Annotated in this window: 19 protein-coding genes; 16 read left to right on the forward strand and 3 right to left on the reverse strand. The window is 63.7% G+C overall.

All coding sequences use genetic code 11. The features are described from left to right. The first annotated feature begins 41 nt into the window (after positions 1–41). Positions 42–1,448, forward strand: coding sequence for an alginate O-acetyltransferase AlgX-related protein (locus QHC67_RS04560; RefSeq protein ID WP_319291608.1), 1,407 nt, complete (start codon positions 42–44; stop codon positions 1,446–1,448). A gap of 5 nt (positions 1,449–1,453) precedes the next feature. Then, a complete protein-coding gene (locus tag QHC67_RS04565) occupies positions 1,454–3,592 on the forward strand; it encodes a hypothetical protein (protein WP_319291610.1) in 2,139 nt (712 codons plus the stop codon). A 394-nt stretch (positions 3,593–3,986) separates the two neighbouring features. Here QHC67_RS04565 and QHC67_RS04570 read toward each other — a convergent pair whose 3' ends face one another. Then, positions 3,987–4,250 (reverse strand): DUF2171 domain-containing protein, encoded by a 264-nt coding sequence (locus tag QHC67_RS04570; RefSeq protein ID WP_319291613.1) that lies wholly within the window; start codon positions 4,248–4,250, stop codon positions 3,987–3,989. A 109-nt stretch (positions 4,251–4,359) separates the two neighbouring features. On the opposite strand from QHC67_RS04570, the gene QHC67_RS04575 reads away from it, so the two are divergent. The 3 genes from QHC67_RS04575 to QHC67_RS04585 are packed head-to-tail and all read left to right on the forward strand — an operon-like array spanning position 4,360 to position 6,504. Further along, positions 4,360–5,409 carry a ribonucleotide-diphosphate reductase subunit beta gene (locus tag QHC67_RS04575; protein ID WP_319291616.1) on the forward strand — a complete coding sequence of 350 codons (1,050 nt, stop codon included), beginning with the start codon at positions 4,360–4,362 and terminating at the stop codon, positions 5,407–5,409. Continuing rightward, positions 5,410–6,207 (forward strand): hypothetical protein, encoded by a 798-nt coding sequence (locus QHC67_RS04580; RefSeq protein WP_319291619.1) that lies wholly within the window; start codon positions 5,410–5,412, stop codon positions 6,205–6,207. A 42-nt stretch (positions 6,208–6,249) separates the two neighbouring features. Continuing rightward, the gene (locus tag QHC67_RS04585; protein ID WP_319291621.1) at positions 6,250–6,504 is read left to right on the forward strand and encodes a DUF2442 domain-containing protein; all 255 of its coding nucleotides are present in this window, start codon (positions 6,250–6,252) and stop codon (positions 6,502–6,504) included. Here QHC67_RS04585 and QHC67_RS04590 read toward each other — a convergent pair. Together QHC67_RS04590 and QHC67_RS04595 are read right to left on the reverse strand one after the other, a co-directional pair. Then, positions 6,490–6,660, reverse strand: a complete 171-nt coding sequence (locus QHC67_RS04590) for a hypothetical protein (RefSeq protein ID WP_319291624.1) — start codon at positions 6,658–6,660, stop codon at positions 6,490–6,492. The genes QHC67_RS04585 and QHC67_RS04590 overlap by 15 nt on opposite strands. A gap of 637 nt (positions 6,661–7,297) precedes the next feature. Then, positions 7,298–7,645: a hypothetical protein gene (locus QHC67_RS04595; RefSeq protein ID WP_319291627.1), complete on the reverse strand. Its 348-nt coding sequence runs from the start codon at positions 7,643–7,645 to the stop codon at positions 7,298–7,300. Between the two features lie 193 nt (positions 7,646–7,838). Here QHC67_RS04595 and QHC67_RS04600 point away from each other — a divergent pair, with 193 nt between their 5' ends. The 11 genes from QHC67_RS04600 (at position 7,839) to QHC67_RS04650 (ending at position 16,744) form a co-directional block, all read left to right on the forward strand. Continuing rightward, positions 7,839–8,351 carry a glycine zipper 2TM domain-containing protein gene (locus QHC67_RS04600; RefSeq protein ID WP_319291630.1) on the forward strand — a complete coding sequence of 171 codons (513 nt, stop codon included), beginning with the start codon at positions 7,839–7,841 and terminating at the stop codon, positions 8,349–8,351. A 116-nt stretch (positions 8,352–8,467) separates the two neighbouring features. After that, complete coding sequence (locus tag QHC67_RS04605; protein WP_319291634.1) at positions 8,468–8,818, forward strand: hypothetical protein; 351 nt, start codon at positions 8,468–8,470, stop codon at positions 8,816–8,818. A 59-nt stretch (positions 8,819–8,877) separates the two neighbouring features. After that, entirely contained in the window at positions 8,878–9,243 is a 366-nt protein-coding gene (locus QHC67_RS04610) for a PH domain-containing protein (RefSeq protein ID WP_319291637.1), read from the forward strand. Between the two features lie 89 nt (positions 9,244–9,332). Continuing rightward, a complete protein-coding gene (locus tag QHC67_RS04615) occupies positions 9,333–10,622 on the forward strand; it encodes an adenylosuccinate synthase (RefSeq protein ID WP_319291639.1) in 1,290 nt (429 codons plus the stop codon). Positions 10,623–10,641: 19 nt separating this feature from the next. Beyond that, on the forward strand, positions 10,642–11,232 hold the full coding sequence (locus QHC67_RS04620) for an NADPH-dependent FMN reductase (RefSeq protein WP_319291642.1): 591 nt from the start codon (positions 10,642–10,644) through the stop codon (positions 11,230–11,232). Positions 11,233–11,282: 50 nt separating this feature from the next. Continuing rightward, positions 11,283–12,548: a glutamate-5-semialdehyde dehydrogenase gene (locus QHC67_RS04625; protein ID WP_319291645.1), complete on the forward strand. Its 1,266-nt coding sequence runs from the start codon at positions 11,283–11,285 to the stop codon at positions 12,546–12,548. A gap of 75 nt (positions 12,549–12,623) precedes the next feature. After that, a complete protein-coding gene (locus QHC67_RS04630; RefSeq protein WP_319291648.1) occupies positions 12,624–13,664 on the forward strand; it encodes an aldo/keto reductase in 1,041 nt (346 codons plus the stop codon). A 192-nt stretch (positions 13,665–13,856) separates the two neighbouring features. Then, positions 13,857–14,492, forward strand: a complete 636-nt coding sequence (locus QHC67_RS04635) for a nicotinate-nucleotide adenylyltransferase (protein WP_319291651.1) — start codon at positions 13,857–13,859, stop codon at positions 14,490–14,492. 19 nt (positions 14,493–14,511) lie between these two features. Next, entirely contained in the window at positions 14,512–14,931 is a 420-nt protein-coding gene (gene rsfS, locus QHC67_RS04640; RefSeq protein WP_413818490.1) for a ribosome silencing factor, read from the forward strand. Between the two features lie 165 nt (positions 14,932–15,096). Then, positions 15,097–15,519 carry a 23S rRNA (pseudouridine(1915)-N(3))-methyltransferase RlmH gene (locus QHC67_RS04645; RefSeq protein ID WP_319291654.1) on the forward strand — a complete coding sequence of 141 codons (423 nt, stop codon included), beginning with the start codon at positions 15,097–15,099 and terminating at the stop codon, positions 15,517–15,519. A gap of 4 nt (positions 15,520–15,523) precedes the next feature. Continuing rightward, positions 15,524–16,744 (forward strand): murein hydrolase activator EnvC family protein, encoded by a 1,221-nt coding sequence (locus QHC67_RS04650; protein WP_319291656.1) that lies wholly within the window; start codon positions 15,524–15,526, stop codon positions 16,742–16,744. Positions 16,745–16,788: the final 44 nt, after the last annotated feature.

A 16,788-nucleotide genomic window follows, 5' to 3' on the forward strand; every position in this document is an offset into this window, starting at 1 on the left:
CGCAAATATCCGCATCGGCGCAGACCGCTGCGGCGCCCGTTTTGCCAGTCGGCCCCCTGCAGACGTTCGATCCCCGCACCGCGTTCACCAGCGCCAATCCGCAACGCTATCCCTTCTGCCCGGCCGCCCTACAGCCCAACAGCTATGCGGAACCCGACAAGCAGGTGCTGGAAGGCGATGCCGGATGGTTCTTCCTCCAGGGCGAGATCGACTGGGACGCTGCACTGTCGCCCGGCTTCTTCGGTGACGTCCGCCGCATCGCCGACACGCTTGCAAAGCGCGGGACCAAGCTGATCGTGCTGATCCCGCCGCCGCGCTCGGTGCTGGGTTACACGCACCTTCCGCCGCTCGTGAAGCAGACCAGCGCCCGGCAGCAGGACGGGCAGTTGCGCGGCTACCTCGCCTTGCTCGATCGCATCCGGCTGAGCGGCGCCATCGTCCCCGATGTCCTTGGCGAAGCACGCCGCTACAACCTCTCGTTCGACCAGATCGGCAGCCCCGCCGAACCGCACTGGTCCCCGGCTGGCTCCTGGGCCGCAGCCCTCGCAATCACCCGCCAGATCGCGCCCGAGCGGCTGAAGCAGGGCGAGCCCGCCGTCCGCGGCACACGCGTCGCCGAAGTCAGCGGCGCATCCTATACCGACGCCCTCAACAAGATCTGCAAGACAAAGTGGCCCCGTCAGACAATTCCCGCTTTCCTGGTGGCGGAAGATTCTGCGCTGGCAGGCGGTGGCGACCTGCTGGGCGGAGGCGCGGAGACCCACATCGTGCTCGTCGGCACCAGTTTTACCGCGCAGACCGAGCGCTACAGCTTCGCGCCCTTCCTTGAGGCGCTTTCGGGGCGCAGCGTCATGAACCTCGCCATTTCGGGGGGCGGCCCGCTGACCTCCTTCGATCAATATGCCCGCTCCCCGGAATTCAACACGCTGAAACCCAAATATCTCATCTGGGAATTCACGGCCTCCAACTTGCCCGACGACAATTTCGCCGCCGGGCGCTCCGCCCTGCTCCGGAGCAGTTGCAGCGCCAGCTATCGCCCGACCAAGGCGGCGTTCAGGCCCGGCATGAACAGCATTGCGAGCGCGGCGGACATTGCCCGCGTGGCCCCCGACGACGAGGCCGTGCAGCTTCAGCTCAGCAGTGAAAATCCGGCATTCCGGAATTTCGTGATCCAGCTGAACTATGTCGACGGCCACCAGAAGGCCATCAAGATGGACACACGGCGCGCACCCACCGCCAGCACCAGTTACACGATCGTCCTGCCCGACGACCACGCCCTGATCTCCGACATTTCGTTGATCAACGTCGATCCGCTGACGGGCAGTGTCAGCACCCAACTCTGTCCGGCGGGTGGGGAGCCCGGCGGTTCGGCATCAACAACAACAGCATCATCGCAGTCCGGCTGGCTTGGTCGCGTTGCGGCCTGGTTCAAGTCCTTTTGGGGGTAATCCACATGACATTCTTCCGTTTCAGACCCGTTCTCGGACTCTGCCTGGCGACGACCGGGCTGGGCTTGCCCACTATGCTGATGGCGGCCGTGTGCCCGACGCCCAATGACGATCGCGCCGCCGCCCCTGTCCGGGTGGGCAAACCGCCCGTCGAGCCCGCCGCCCGCGTGATGTACGACGCCGACGCCCTGCGCCGCGCAGGCAAGCGCGCCGAAGCCGATGCGATCTATACGCGCATGCTCAACACCCCGGCGGATCGCCGCGAAACCTCGCGCCGTGCCGCCCTGCGCCTGTCGCAGTCGGCCCTGACGCGCGGCGACTTCGCGACAGCCCGCGACTTCGCTGCCCGAGCCACCAAGGGCGCCAGCGCCGAGATCGCTACGCAGGCCGCACAGCTTACGCGCCGCATCGGCTATGCCGAGACCATCGCCGCTCGCGGCGCAGCCTATGACGCCGTCGCAGCTCGCCGTTCCGCAGGCGCTGGCACGGACGAACTGGTCGGTGCGTACAACACGCTGCTCTCCCAGCCGTGCCCCTATCCCGACGATTATCATCCTCGGATTCACTTGCAGCTTGCGGACGTGCTGGCCGAAAAGGGTGACGTAGCCGGTGCCCGCAACGCCCTTGCCGAAGCCAAGCAGGAAACCGCCGCACTTAGCGATGTAGAGCGCGCCGCACGCATCCGGGAGCGCGCAAGCCTCTCCGAGCGCGACATCGACGCGTCGCTGCTGATCCGCCAGGGCGATGCGCTGGCCGATGCCGATCCGGCCGACGCCGCCGGTGCCGAAGCGCAATATCGTCAGGTCCTCGCTATGGCCCCGCCACCCTCGATCAGCCGCCTGATCAGCGCGCATTTCGGCTTGTCGGATGTCGCCACGGAAAGGGGCGACTTCGCCACCGCCCGCGCCGAACTCGACACCGCCAAAGCGATGGCCACGCCCGAGCAGACAGCGCGCGTCGACACCAAATTTGCCCAGCTCGCTCAGCGCGAAATCGACTATAAGGCCCGCGCCCGCATCGACGTAGCCCAATCTGACGCCCGCGCCACGCCGACGCAGAGCCTCGCCATCCTCGACGAGATCATCGCCCAGCAGCCCGCGCCCTCGCCGCAGGTCATCCAGTCCGCGCAACTGACCCAGGCGGACATCCTCCGCCGCGAGCGTTTCTACGTAAAGTCGCGCACCATTGCGCAGGGCGTCGCCACGTCCCCGCAGAACGAGCGCCTCGCCGAACGCGCCCAGAACCTGCTCGCCCGCATCGAAGCCGACACGCCCAGGCAGTCGTTGCACGGCTCCGTCGTTGCGGGCATCAACTACGACACCAACGCCCCGGCTTTGGTCAACTCGCTCCGCAACGAAATCGACGACGACGGCTATCCCAACAATCAGCGCTTCGACGATGGCAGCGCGCTGGCCCGGGTGACGCTCGATTATCGCCTGCGCCTCAACGAGAATGGCGACCAGTGGCGCACGCGCTTCACCGGCACCCAGACCGCGCAATTCTCGCTGGAGCGCATCGACCGCACGATCCTCGACATCGAGACCGGCCCCTATTTCAACATCCCCTCGGCGCGTATGACGGTCGGCGTCGTCGGCCTGTTCTCCACCGAGCGTCGCTCCGGCGACTTCGTGCAGGCCAATTACGGGGCGGGCATCAATGCGGAACGCCGCTTGTCGGGCGACATGGTGCTCGGCGGCGCCTATGAACTGACGCACCGCAATGACCGCCGCGCGGGTCTCGATGGCACCTTCCACTATGGCCGCGTCTATCTCGGCGACACGGTCGGCCTCGGCCAGACCTTGCGTGGCGAGGTTCAGCTCCAGTACCGCAACGTCACTGACCCGACGCTGGACAGCTTCCGCTACGGCGGCAGCCTCAGCTATTCGTACAACTGGGGCGATCGCGAGACGCTCGGCTATGAATTCTCCATCGAGCCCGGCTATCAGTTCATCGACTATCGCAGCTTCGCCGGTTTCCGCCGCAAGGACGAGCGCGTCACCGCACAGGCCGACTTCACCGTCACCATCCGCCGCCAGTGGCAGATCGGCCTGCTCTATCAATTGAACAACCTCGACTCCAATGTCGCAGCCAACGAACGCCTCGCCAACCACCGCTTCGGCATTCGCGCCGGCTGGCTGTTCTAGGGGCCAAAAACCCCACAAAGCCGCCAATTCCGCAAGGGATGGCGGCAGCATGAGAACAAAACACGCCCGCAATCTCTAGTGTTCCGCTCACCCGGCAAACGCTAGCAATTGTGGGCGCAAGCGGTATTTTGCGACCAGCCGCAGAAAATCCGCTGGCACTTTCTTAAGAGTGGAGTAACATTCTCGTCATGCCGGGGGGCGTGACGGGTGATGGGCCAAGCTGCCGAAATCCGTCCGAATTTTTGCTTTTCGGGAAACGGACGGGAAGGGGTGCCATCATGCGTTGTTCTGCCATTGCCATCCACCCGGCCGTGCCCGCTTTCGCCATGCCCCGCGCAAGAAAAAGGGCGCAGCACCCGCCGGCGCCGCGCCCATCCTTCGTGACCAGCGGGGCTTATACCTGCTGGGAGTTCTCTTCTTCCTCGAACGTCACCGCCACGTCGGCGTTCGCGGACAGTCGCACCGTGGACCCGTCGCCCTCGACCGCCGCAATCAGGCCGTTGGAGATATAATGGTGATGGCCCTCATGGCTCCCTTGTCCGCTGTCTTTCTTGGTCAGCTTCAGCCGGTCGCCCTGGACGTGATCGACGGTGCCCACATGGACGCCGTCCGCGCCGATGACTTCGGCATGTTCCTTGATGCTGCTCGTATCGACCATGATTTCGCTCCTGTAACGGGGGTAGTCGCGCTGAAACGCGCCACCGCCGCGTCGGGAGCCATCGCCGCCCAGAATTTCACCCCGTTAATTGCACGTCCGGAGTAATCCCATGTCTCTTCTCCAAGCCTCCAAGCAGTACAAGCCCTTTGAATACCCCTGGGCCTTCGATTTCTGGAAGCGTCAGCAGCAGATCCACTGGATGCCCGAGGAAGTGCCCCTGGGCGAGGATTGCCGCGACTGGGCGCAGAAGCTCTCAGACCATGAGCGCAACCTCCTGACGCAGATCTTCCGCTTCTTCACCCAGGCCGATGTCGAGGTGCAGGATTGCTACCACGACAAATATGGCCGTGTGTTCAAGCCCACCGAAGTCAAGATGATGCTGACCGCGTTCAGCAATATGGAGACCATCCATATCGCCGCCTACAGCCACTTGCTCGACACCATCGGTATGCCCGAGAGCGAATATGGCGCGTTCCTGGAATATCAGGAGATGCGCGACAAGCATGACTACATGCAGCAGTTCGGCGTCGACAGCGATCAGGACATCGCCCGTACTCTCGCCATGTTCGGCGGCTTTACCGAAGGGCTGCAGCTCTTCGCCAGCTTCGCCATGCTGATGAACTTCCCGCGCTTCAACAAGATGAAGGGCATGGGCCAGATCGTCACCTGGTCGATCCGCGACGAGACGCTGCATTGCGAAGGCATCGTCAAGATGTTCCACACCTTCGTCGCAGAGCGTCAGTGCCTGACCAAAGCGGTCAAGGAAGACATCATCGATTGCTGCCAGAAGACCGTGCGGCTGGAGGATGCCTTCATCGACCTGGCGTTCGAAATGGGTCCGGTGCCCGGCATGACCGCCAAGGAGATCAAGCGCTACATCCGCTTCATCGCCGACTGGCGGCTGGGGCAGCTCGGTTTTCAGCCGATCTACATGATCGAGGATCACCCCCTGCCATGGCTCGCCCCGCTGCTGAACGGCGTGGAGCACGCGAACTTCTTCGAAACCCGCGCCACCGAATATTCAAAGGGCGCGACCCGCGGCAACTGGAACGAAGTCTGGGACAGCTTCGACCGCCGCAAGAAGCTCAAGGCCAACGACACCGTCGAGGACGAACCGGGCGACGATATGTTTAAGCAGGCGGGGATCGCGGCGGAGTAAATGCTTAAGACTTGCTTTGTAATTCAACGTTTCGATGGCGGAGCCTACGACCGGCGTTACCGGGAGACTTTCGCGCCCGCAATTGATGCAGCGGGCGCGAAGCCCATTCGCGCTGACGAAGTTCTCGGCACTACGCCAGTGATCGAGAAAATCGAAGCTGGAATTAGGAATTCTACAGTCGCTTTTGCTGATGTTTCAGAAGACAATCCAAATGTATTCCTCGAGCTAGGCTACGCGCTATGCCTAAATGTTCCAACTGTAATCGTATGTGACAAAAGTAAGCGCGTAAAACTTCCTTTTGATATCTCCCATAGACCAATAATCTTTTACAGTACGGACGCTCAATCGGATTTTGAAAATTTAGCGGCTGCAATTACTGAAAATATCAGGGTCGCATTGAGCGAAGCACAGGAGAGAACTTCCCTTGGTGATACCTCTAGCATAGATGGTGAGAACGCGGATTTTGACGATTTGAAGCGGGCCTGCCTATTGGAATTTCTAGATCAAGATTTGCGTTCGCCGGAGGGTACTACCCTTTGGTCTATTCAGCGCAAAATTGTCGATTCTTTCGCCAGCGAGCGAATGGTCGCGTTAGTAACAGCAAGGCTAATAGAAGACGGTTTCGTACAAAAGTTTGATTCTTACGATGAAAATACCCACGAAAGATATATCGGTCTAAGTCTGACCGATACTGGTAGAAATCATCTGCTTCGCTCGTATGCTGCACTGATGAAAAGTGAACGAGACGATATCAGGTCAGGCAAAGTTTTCGAAGAAGAAGATGAAGTGCCGTTCTGAACATTCAGTGCTCAAAAGCGGTGCTGTGTTGGGCGCATCAATATGAGTGAATTTACGGAGCGTGTCGCCGATGTGCATCTGGACGAAGACCGGCTGATAGTCGACCTCATGGACGGCCGCACCATCGCTGTGCCGCTGGCGTGGTATCCCCGCCTGTTCAACGCGACGCCAGAGCAGAGACTGAACTGGGAACGCAGCGGCGGCGGTTATGGCATCCACTGGCCGGACCTTGACGAAGACCTCAGCACCGAAGGCATGCTGCGCGGCGCACCCGCACCGGGTTTACGCGCTGTCTGACACACGGAGCCTGTAAAAGCGGCCACGTTCCGCATTGGCCCAAAAGCGCTCTTCCACCTCCGGAATATCGCTCGTATCGATATCCGAGTCTTCCATTGCGGACAGCGCCGCCAACTGAGCAGCAATTTCGGCATCGGACAGGACTTTATTCGTCATTAAAGTTAGCGGATACCGCCATTGCTCTACCGCAGGATCGTCGTGGACTGCACGCTAGACGGATCACGCCAGCTTCGTCTTCATGACATTGAATATGGGCCACCAGCGCAGGGCTGACAAGCCGCATATCTCCCCTGTCCTACACGCCACGCAATCCGCTAACACCACCGCTCCTTCCAACCGCAAGCATTGGTGGCACCACGCTCCTGACTCGCTGACGAGACCCCACCATCGATCCGGCGCCGCTGCGCTTCTGCCCGTTTGTCAAAGTAGGCCGCTTTGAGAACGGTAATGTGCGCCGCCAGCGGTATCCGCATCGACCGCGCGCTGCCGCTTCGACCTTCGTCCGGCCAGCGCGGCGATGGGCATCTCAGGTCAGCCGGTCTACCCGAGCCAGCGCCCCGGCATCAGGCGGGACGGACAATATACCCGTCCCCGCAGCGGCGGCGCGGACGGCTTGACTTGAAGCACGTAGGGGGGCGCGGCACCGCTTGGCCGGTCCCTCCGGCGGCAGGCTTCAAAAGGCGCGAACTCCAACATCGCCACAACTGCAAGGGGCCACAATGGGGGTGACGTAGTGTCACCTTTGTCACCTTCCGAGCCAGCACGGCTGTTGGAAGGCGGCCGCGGCGCGGGCCTATTCCTCGTTCAGCTCGTCCTCGTCATCGTCGCCGTCGGTCTGGCCCAATATGTCTTCTTCGTCGTCCAGCATCGGCTCGCCCGCGAACGCGCCATTGTCGATGCGGCCGCTATTGACCATCGCGTTCATCGTCTCGACCAGATCGGGCACGTCATCGGGAACGATCTGCGTGCGGTCGGGCGACCCGCCGCGCTCGCTCTCCTCGTTGACGGAGGTGAAGCGCGTCCGCGCGTCCGCCGCGACGTCCTGCGCCTGCCCCTCGTCGCGCTGCTCGTCATTCTCGATGTCGGGCTCGATATTCAGGGCGTCGCGTTCGTCCAGAGGCTCGCGGGGCGTGTCGGTCATGGCGCATGTCCTTATCGTCAGAAGGGGTGGTCGTCAGAAGGGATATGAACGCGACAACGTGCAGTCCACGGATCGCGTTCCGTGCATCGGCGCACAAGCTGAACGCCTGCCTTCGCCGCTGTTATGTTACGTTCATGCAACCACCGCTTCTAACTCACGTTATGCCCTCACAGGTTGATCGAGGAGAGAGACGATGAAGAAGTTATTGCTGGGCATCATGCTCGCCGCCACGACGCTCACCGCAGCGCCCGCGCTTGCCGATCCTCCGGGCCACGCCCCCGCCCATGGCTGGCGCGACAAGCAGGATCGCCGGGATGACCGCCGCGAATGGCGTCAGGACCGGCGCGACGATCGCCGCGAAGCACGCCGCGACGCCCGCGACTGGCGCCAGTATCGCAACTATGACTACAACCGCGCTGAGCGCCGCGGCGAACGCTATTATGCCGACAACTACTATCGCGACGGCCGCTACTACCAGCCGCAGCGCCTGAACCGGAACAGCCGCATCTATCGCGGCAGCAACGGCCGCTACTATTGCCGCCGCAATGACGGCACCACGGGCCTGATCATCGGCGCGGCTGCCGGTGGCCTGCTGGGCAACGCGCTCGACAACGGCAGCTCCAGCCTGCTCGGTACGTTGCTCGGCGCCGGCGGCGGCGCGCTGCTGGGCCGGGAGATCGATCGCGGCGGGGTAAGCTGCCGCTAACCGACGCAGCGGGGCTTCCGGCCATGAAAACCGGGCGCCCCGCCGCACCCCTGGATGAAAACCGCTGCCTGGGCCGTTGTCGGATCAGGCAGATACTAATCTGAAAGGAAGACCTCATGATCCGGACCGCCTTCATCCTGGCCGCCGTCGCCATGACCGCGCCCGCCGTTGCCGCCCATGCCCAGCGCCCCGTCTCGTATGAGGAGGAACGGGCGCGGCAGGAAAACAACCTCATCATGACGCACCCCATAGCCGGTCGCCAGAACAACCTCTGGCACGACTACGAAACGGATGTAGCCGAAGCGCGGCAGGAACTGCGCAAGGACCTTGCCGACGTCACCGACAGCGAAGATCGCCGCGACGCCTGGGAAGAATATCGCAGCGAACTGGTCGACGCCCGCTACGACTATGTGAAGGAAATGAAGGAAAAGGGCTATCGCGTCGGACGCGCGCGCATCGCACCCTGAGCCTTGACGATCGGGCGTGCGAGGGACAATGATCGCCCCCTGATCTTGGAGGGGTGCGCGTGACGGAAAACTGGCTCTACGACGCGCACCCCGCCATGTTCCGCAGCAATCCGCTGCTGTTCATCCTGCTGCTCGTGTCGGTGATCGGCATCGTCGGGCTGGGCATCTGGTGGATCAAGTCGAAGGGCGAACGCCTCGCCGTCAGCGAGAGCGAGATACTGATGGAACGCGGCATCCTCTCCAAACAGCGCACGCAACTCGCGCTCTCCAGCGTCCGGACGGTCCGCATCACCCAGAGCGTGTTCCAGCGCATGATGGGCGTCGGCAATATCGAGATCTTCAGCGCCGGTGACTATGCAGAAATCGCGATCCGCGGCATGCCCGACCCGAACCTCGTCCGCGAACTCGCCGCCCGCCGCACCTGAGGGGAAGACTTGTCCTGCTCGCATTTGCTCCCTAGAGGGGCCGGGACTTTTCCCCGCACCGGCGGGGTCCCCATCTTGAGGATGTGCAAGTGGCCAATGTGACCGTGATCGGTGCCCAGTGGGGCGATGAAGGCAAGGGCAAGATCGTCGACTGGCTTGCCGAGCGCGCCGATGTCGTCGTGCGCTTTCAGGGTGGCCACAACGCCGGGCATACGCTGGTCGTCGGCGACAATGTCTACAAGCTTTCGCTGCTTCCCTCGGGGATCGTGCGCGGCACGCTGTCGGTGATCGGCAATGGCGTGGTGCTGGACCCCTGGCACTTCCGCGATGAAGTGGCGAAGCTGGCCGGGCAGGGCGTCATCATCACGCCCGACAATCTCCAGATCGCCGAAACCTGTCCGCTGATCCTGCCGCTGCACCGCGACCTCGACGGCCTGCGCGAGGACGCAAGCGGCGCGGGCAAGATCGGCACGACCCGGCGCGGCATCGGCCCCGCTTATGAGGACAAGGTCGGCCGCCGCGCCATCCGCGTCTGCGACCTTGCGCACCTCGACGACCTCGGTCCGCAGATCGATCGCCTGACTGCCCATCACGATGCACTGCGCGCCGGGTTCGGCGAAGCGCCTATCGACCGCGAGGCGCTGATGGCGCAGCTACGCGAAGTCGCCGAATTCATCCTGCCCTATGCCAAGCCCGTATGGCTGACGCTCAACACCGCCAAGGCGCAGGGCAAGCGCATCCTGTTCGAAGGCGCGCAGGGCGTGCTGCTCGACGTGGACCACGGCACCTACCCGTTCGTCACGTCCTCGAACACCATCGCGGGCACTGCGGCGGGCGGCTCGGGCCTCGGTCCCTCTGCGGCAGGCTTCGTGCTGGGCATCGTCAAGGCGTACACGACGCGCGTCGGCTCCGGACCGTTCCCGACCGAACTGGAAGACGCCACCGGCCAGCGCCTTGGTGAGCGGGGCCATGAATTCGGTACCGTCACGGGCCGCAAGCGCCGCTGCGGCTGGTTCGACGCGGTGCTGGTGCGCCAGTCGGTCGCCGTCTCCGGCATCACCGGCATTGCGCTCACCAAGCTCGACGTGCTCGACGGCTTCGATACGCTCAACATCTGCACCGGCTACCGGATCGGCGACACGCATTACGACTATCTCCCCGCGCATAGCCAGGATCAGGCGCGCGCGGAGCCAGTCTACGAAACCATCGAAGGCTGGCACGACACCACCGCAGGCGCGCGCAGCTGGGCCGATCTTCCTGCGCAGGCCATCAAATATATCCGCCGTATCGAGGAACTGATCGGCTGCCCGGTCACTCTGGTCTCGACTTCGCCGCAGCGCAACGACACCATATTGGTGCGCGATCCGTTCGCAGATTGACTTTCAAGGAGCCAGAGACATGCCGCTGTCTATCCCGGTCTTCTACGGCTCCTATCGCTCGGACCGGATGGGCATCCGTCTGGCCAACTATATCGTCGCGGGGATCACCGCCCGCGGCGACAAGGCTGAGCTTATCGACGCCAAAGCCATCGACCTGCCCATGCTCGACCGCATGTACAAGGAGCATCCCAAGGGCGAAGCGCCGCCCGCGATGGAGGCGCTGGCGGAGACGATCCGCACCGCCGACGCCTTCATATTCGTCACCGGCGAATACAACTGGGGCATGCAGCCGGGCCTCAAGAACCTGACCGACCATTTTCTGGAGGAATGGTTCTGGCGCCCCGCTGCGATTGCCAGCTACTCCGCGGGCCGGCTAGGCGGCGCGCGCGCGAACAGCATGTGGCACCCGACGCTGAGCGAGATGGGCATGGTCGTCATCTCCAGCACGATCACAGTCGGACCGATCAGCCAAACTCTGGACGAGCAGGGCCAGCCTACCGGCGATGCGGGCAAGGCTCTAGAGCGCTCCTTCCCACGCTTCGCCGACGATCTCTCCTGGTGGGCGGAAGCGGGCAGGGCGCAGCGGGCCGTGAAGGCGCCACCCTACTGAACCAGTGCCGCGACGTTTCCCACACGCCCGAATCATGCTAGGCAAATGCCATGAACGACATGACCCAGACGCCCGAGATGCTCATCGCAACGATGGGAGCACGTGCCCGCAAGGCTGGCGCAGTGCTCGCAAAGGCGAGTGACGAGCAAAAGGCGCAGGCGCTGAAGCTCGCCGCCCAAGCGCTGCGCGATGCTGCGCCTGCTATCGCCGCCGCCAATGCGCGCGACATGGAAAATGCCGCCGCCAACGGTCTGTCTCCGGCGATGCTCGACCGTCTGCGTCTCGACGCCGGGCGGATCGCCGCGACGGCTGACGGCGTGGATGCAGTCGCGACCCTATCCAATCCGCTTGGCGCCATCATCGACACGAGTGAGCGGCCTAACGGTCTCGTCCTCCAGCGCGTGCGGGTGCCGCTCGGCGTCATCGGCATCATCTACGAGAGCCGCCCCAATGTGACGGCCGACGCTGCGGCCCTGTGCCTGCGCGCGGGCAATGCCGTCATCCTGCGCGGCGGCAGCGAAGCGGTGGAAAGCAATCGCGCGATCCACACGGCCCTGCTGTCCGGCATCACCGCGGCTGGCCTTCCCGCGGATGTCGTGCAGATCGTCCCCACCATCGACCGCGCAGCAGTCGGCGCGCTCCTCAAGGCGTCGGAGTTCATCGACCTCATCATCCCGCGCGGCGGAAAGAGCCTCGTCGCGCGCGTGCAGGAAGAGGCGCGCGTGCCCGTTCTCGCGCATCTCGACGGCATCAACCACAGTTACATCCATGCCGCGGCCGATGCCGACATGGCCTGTGCGCTGGTCGTCAACGCCAAGATGCGCCGAACCGGCGTCTGCGGCGCTACCGAAACCGTGCTGATCGACCGGGATTTCCCCTCGGCTGGAAGAGTGATCAAGGCGCTGCTCGACGCCCACTGCGAAGTACGCGGTGATGCCGATGTGCAGGCCCTCGATTCCCATGTCATCCCTGCCTCCGACGAGGATTGGGATACGGAATATCTCGAGGCGATCGTCTCGGCCCGCCTGGTAGATGGGCTGGAGGACGCAGTTGCCCACATCGCTGTCCATGGCAGCCACCACACCGACGCGATCATCACCGAAGATGCCGCCGCTGCCGAGGCATTCTTGAACGCCGTCGACAGCGCCATCGTAATGTGGAACGCCTCCACGCAATTTGCCGATGGCGGCGAGTTCGGCCTGGGCGCGGAGATAGGCATTTCAACCGGGCGGCTGCACGCGCGGGGTCCCGTCGCGCTGGAGGGGCTGACCACCTACAAGTGGCTGGTGCGCGGCACCGGACAAGCTCGCCCCTGAAAGTCTCCGGCTTGGAAAGGATGAGGCGCGTTCCTATCTGACGAGCGCTCTCACTGATCCTCCGGAGGCTTCCCCATGCGCTACAACCGTTTCGGCCGCACTGGCCTGTTCGTGTCCGAGCTCTGCCTTGGCACCATGACGTTCGGCGGCGCCGAAGGCACGACGTGGGGCAATATCGGACAGCTTCAACTGGACGAGGCCAAAGGGTTGCTGAAGGGCGCGGTCGATGCCGGGATCAACTTCATCGACACCGCGAACGTCTACGGCAATGGCGCGTCCGAGGAAATATTGGGGCAGGCTATCCAGTCATTGGGCCTCAGCCGCAACGATCTGGTGATTGCCACCAAGGTGTTCGGCCCCATGGGCGAAGGGCCCAACGCCCGCGGCAACACCCGCTATCACATTATGCAACAGGTGAAGGAAAGCCTGAAGCGCCTCGGCACCGATCATATCGATCTTTACCAGATCCATGGCTGGGACCCGGTTACGCCCATCGAGGAAACCGTGCGCGCGCTGGACGATCTCGTGCGGCAGGGGCATGTCCGCTATGTCGGCGTCAGCAACTGGCCCGCCTGGGCCGTCGCCAAGGCGCTTGGTATCTCCGAACGCCTGAACGTCGCCCGCTTCGAAAGCGTGCAGGCCTATTACAGCATCGCCGGACGCGGCCTTGAGCGCGAGCTTGTGCCGATGATGCAATCCGAACAAGTCGGCCTGATGGTCTGGTCGCCACTGGCCGGTGGTTTCCTTTCCGGCAAATATACTCGTGAAGGCGAGGGCGAAGGCCGCCGCGCCGCATTCGACTTCCCGCCGGTGGACAAGGAAAAGGGCTTTGACGTAATCGACGCCATGCGCGGCATCGCCGATGCCCGTGGGGTATCCGTCGCCCGGATTGCCCTCGCCTGGCTGCTGCATCAGCCGGTCGTCACCAGCGTCATCATCGGGGCGAAGCGGCCTGAGCAACTGACTGACAATATTGGGGCGACGGAAATCGCACTGACCGCCGAGGAACTGGCAAGCCTTGACGCCGTCAGCGCGCTCCCGTCCGAATATCCCGGCTGGATGCTGGAGTTGCAGGGTGAATATCGGGCCGGCCAATTGAATCATCCGCCCCGCTGACACAAACATCCTCTTGATCCCGGGCGCCTGCCGTTGTCGCGTATGCGTGCGGGGCAAGGCGGCCTCCCGCATATTAGCGCCGCTTCAACCGGGGTCCTGTTACGGTGCTGGGTTTAGCCGTGGCTGCAGCGATCGCGTTGCGCTTTCTGCTCCCCTGATTGCGGCGCGCGCGCTACTCTGCCAAAGCAGGCTATGAGCCGGATCGGTATATTGGGAGGGTCCTTCAACCCCGCGCATGGGGCGCATCGGTCGGTTTCGCTGCTCGCGTTGAAGGCGCTGGGTCTCGACGAAGTCTGGTGGCTCGTGTCGCCAGGCAATCCCCTGAAGACGGCGGAGGGGATGGCGCCTCTCCCTGCGCGCTTCGCCTCGGCAGCCAAGCAGGCGCGCCGTTCCCCCATCCGCCCTACCGTGATCGAGCGGGACCTTGGCACCCGCTATACAGTCGACACTCTGCGCAAGCTCGTCCGGCGCTACCCGAAACATGACTTCATCTGGCTGATGGGGGGGGACAATCTGGTGCAGTTCGGCCAGTGGAGGAACTGGCGCGGCATTGCGCGCATCATGCCCATTGCCGTTATCGCTCGGCCCTCCTATAATAGCATTGCTCATGGCTCCGTCGCCATGGTATGGCTGCGGCGCTTCGTCCGGCCCGCGCGCCAGAGCAGACACTGGACGGACTGGAGACCGCCGGCGCTCGTGCTTCTGCGCTTTCGCCCTGATCCACGATCGGCAACCCTGCTGCGGCGGGCGGACCCCCTCTGGCATCGCGAGTTCGACGATACGCCGGTGCGCGATATGCTCACGCGCCAACTGATTATACACCAATAGATTAAATGAAGGAGTAGAATTGCCCAGACCGACCCCCGCCAACGATACGGCGCCGCATGAAGTGATCGAAGATCGCCCATATGCCGACACCGAATCCGTGGCCGCCCTGCACGCCCTGGTCATGCAGTCGCTCGACGACGACCAGGCGCAGGAAACCATCTCCATTCCACTGGAGGGCAAGAGCAGCATCGCCGATTACATGGTGATCGCGAGCGGCCGTTCGTCGCGTCAGGTCGCGACCATGGCCCAGAAGCTCGCCGAGCGGGTGAAGCAGGCCACAGGCCGCAGCGCGCGGATCGAGGGACTGCCGGTCGCGGACTGGGTGCTGATCGACGCGGGCGACATCATCGTCCACCTGTTCCGCCCGGAAGTGCGCAGCTTCTACAATCTGGAACGGATGTGGGGCTTCACCGACGCGCCTGTTGCTGGCACGGCCTGATTTCGTCCGTGCGACTAAGGCGGAGCTGAGTCCCCCACAACCGTTAGTCCTGAGTAGCCATTGAGCGAAGTCGAAATGGCGTATCGAAGGATCGAGCTTGCGGCGGATGCTTCGATATGACCCTTCGATAAACTCAGTCTCTACTCAGCACGAATGGGTCAATCGATGCTCCTGCACATCCTAGCGCGCGGCAAGATCGGTCGGTCGCCGGAAGCGGACCTAGTAGACCGCTACCTCAAGCGCGTAACGCTCCCCACTAAGGTCACGGAACTTCCGGATCGCGGGGGTAAGCTGCCCCCTGCCGCGCCCGGCACCGTTACCGTTATGCTGGACGAGAAAGGCGCACAGCTTTCCTCCATGGCCTTCGCCCAGCGAATCGAGGGCTGGCGCGACGGCGGCAAGCGCGAATGCCGCTTCCTGATCGGCGCGGCCGACGGCTTTGACGATGCCGCTAGGGCAGGCGCGGATCTGCTGATCGCCTTCGGAGCTATGACCTGGCCCCACATGATGGCGCGGGCCATGCTGGCCGAACAACTGTGGCGCGCCACAAGCATGCTTGCCAATCATCCCTATCATCGCGAAGGATAGCCCGATGGGAAGGGGGCGGATTGGTTTGGCAATAGCAGCGATGCTGGTCGTCGCCTCGTTGAGCTATGCCAGCCTGGCGCAGGATGCCGCCGTTCCAACAAGCAGTCTCGCGCAGGAACGCCAGTCCCTCACAACTGCGCGCAGGCAGGCGAGGGAGGCCGCAAGCCGGTCCCGCCAACTCGAGGCGCAAGCCAATCAGGCCACCCAGGATGCCGACCGCGCCAGCCGCCGTGCCGCAGCGCTAGCGGCGCGTATCCAGGAGTCCGAGGCCGAAGTTCAGGCCGCCCAGGCCCGCATCGCAATCATCACGCGCCTGCAACGCACCCAGGCCCAGCGCCTTGCCGAGCGGCAGCAGCCGATCGTGCGGCTCACGGCTGCGCTGCAGCTTCTCGCCCGTCGCCCCGCCGCGTTGGCGGTCGCGCAGCCCGGCTCCATTTCCGACGCCGTGCATGTGCGGCTCGTCCTCAATGCGGTGCTGCCAGTGATTCGCGCCCGCACCGCCGGTTTGCGCGCAGAAATCGCCCGCAGCCGGAACCTGCGCAACGTCGCCGAACAGGCGGCCGAGGCGCTGGAAGGCAGCCGCACCCAGCTTGCCGCGCGGCAGGGCGAACTGCGCAGGCTCGAAACCGCAAAACGCATTGCATCCCGTGACTACCGCTCCAGCGCCAGTCTCGAATCGGATCGCGCCCTCGCGCTTGGCGAGCGGGCCCGCGACATTGTCGATCTGATGGACGAGCTGGAAAATGCGGGCGTCGTGCGCGAGCGGCTCGCCACCTTGCCGGGGCCCGCGCTGCGGCCCGCGCGTCCGGGCGACGTTGCCGCTCCGCGCGCCGATTTTGTGCCGTTTCAAAGCGGTACACTCGCCTATCGCTTGCCGGTCGTAGGCCAGTTAGTGACGGGCTTCGGCGAAGTATCCGAAAGCGGCGTCCGCGCGCGCGGCCTTACTCTCGCTACACAGCCCAATGCGCAGGTCGTTGCACCCGCAGCGGGGCGCATTGCCTTCGCGGGCTATTATCGCGGCTTTGGGCAGATATTGATTATCGACCATGGGCAGGGCTGGACGACGCTGATCACCAACCTGCATCGCCTGTCGGTCGCTGTCGGCAATTCCGTGCGGCAGGGAACGCCGGTCGGCATCGCCGCGCCATCCACGACAACCGTGACTGTAGAGCTGCGGCGCGCTGGCCGTCCCGTAAACATCGTGCCGCTGCTGACTCAGGGATAGCGCGACCTCGATAAACCGTCCTTCGCAGAAGCTATATGACGCTC

This window comes from Sphingobium sp., from assembly GCF_033795625.1.
Classification (GTDB): Bacteria; Pseudomonadota; Alphaproteobacteria; order Sphingomonadales; family Sphingomonadaceae; genus Sphingobium.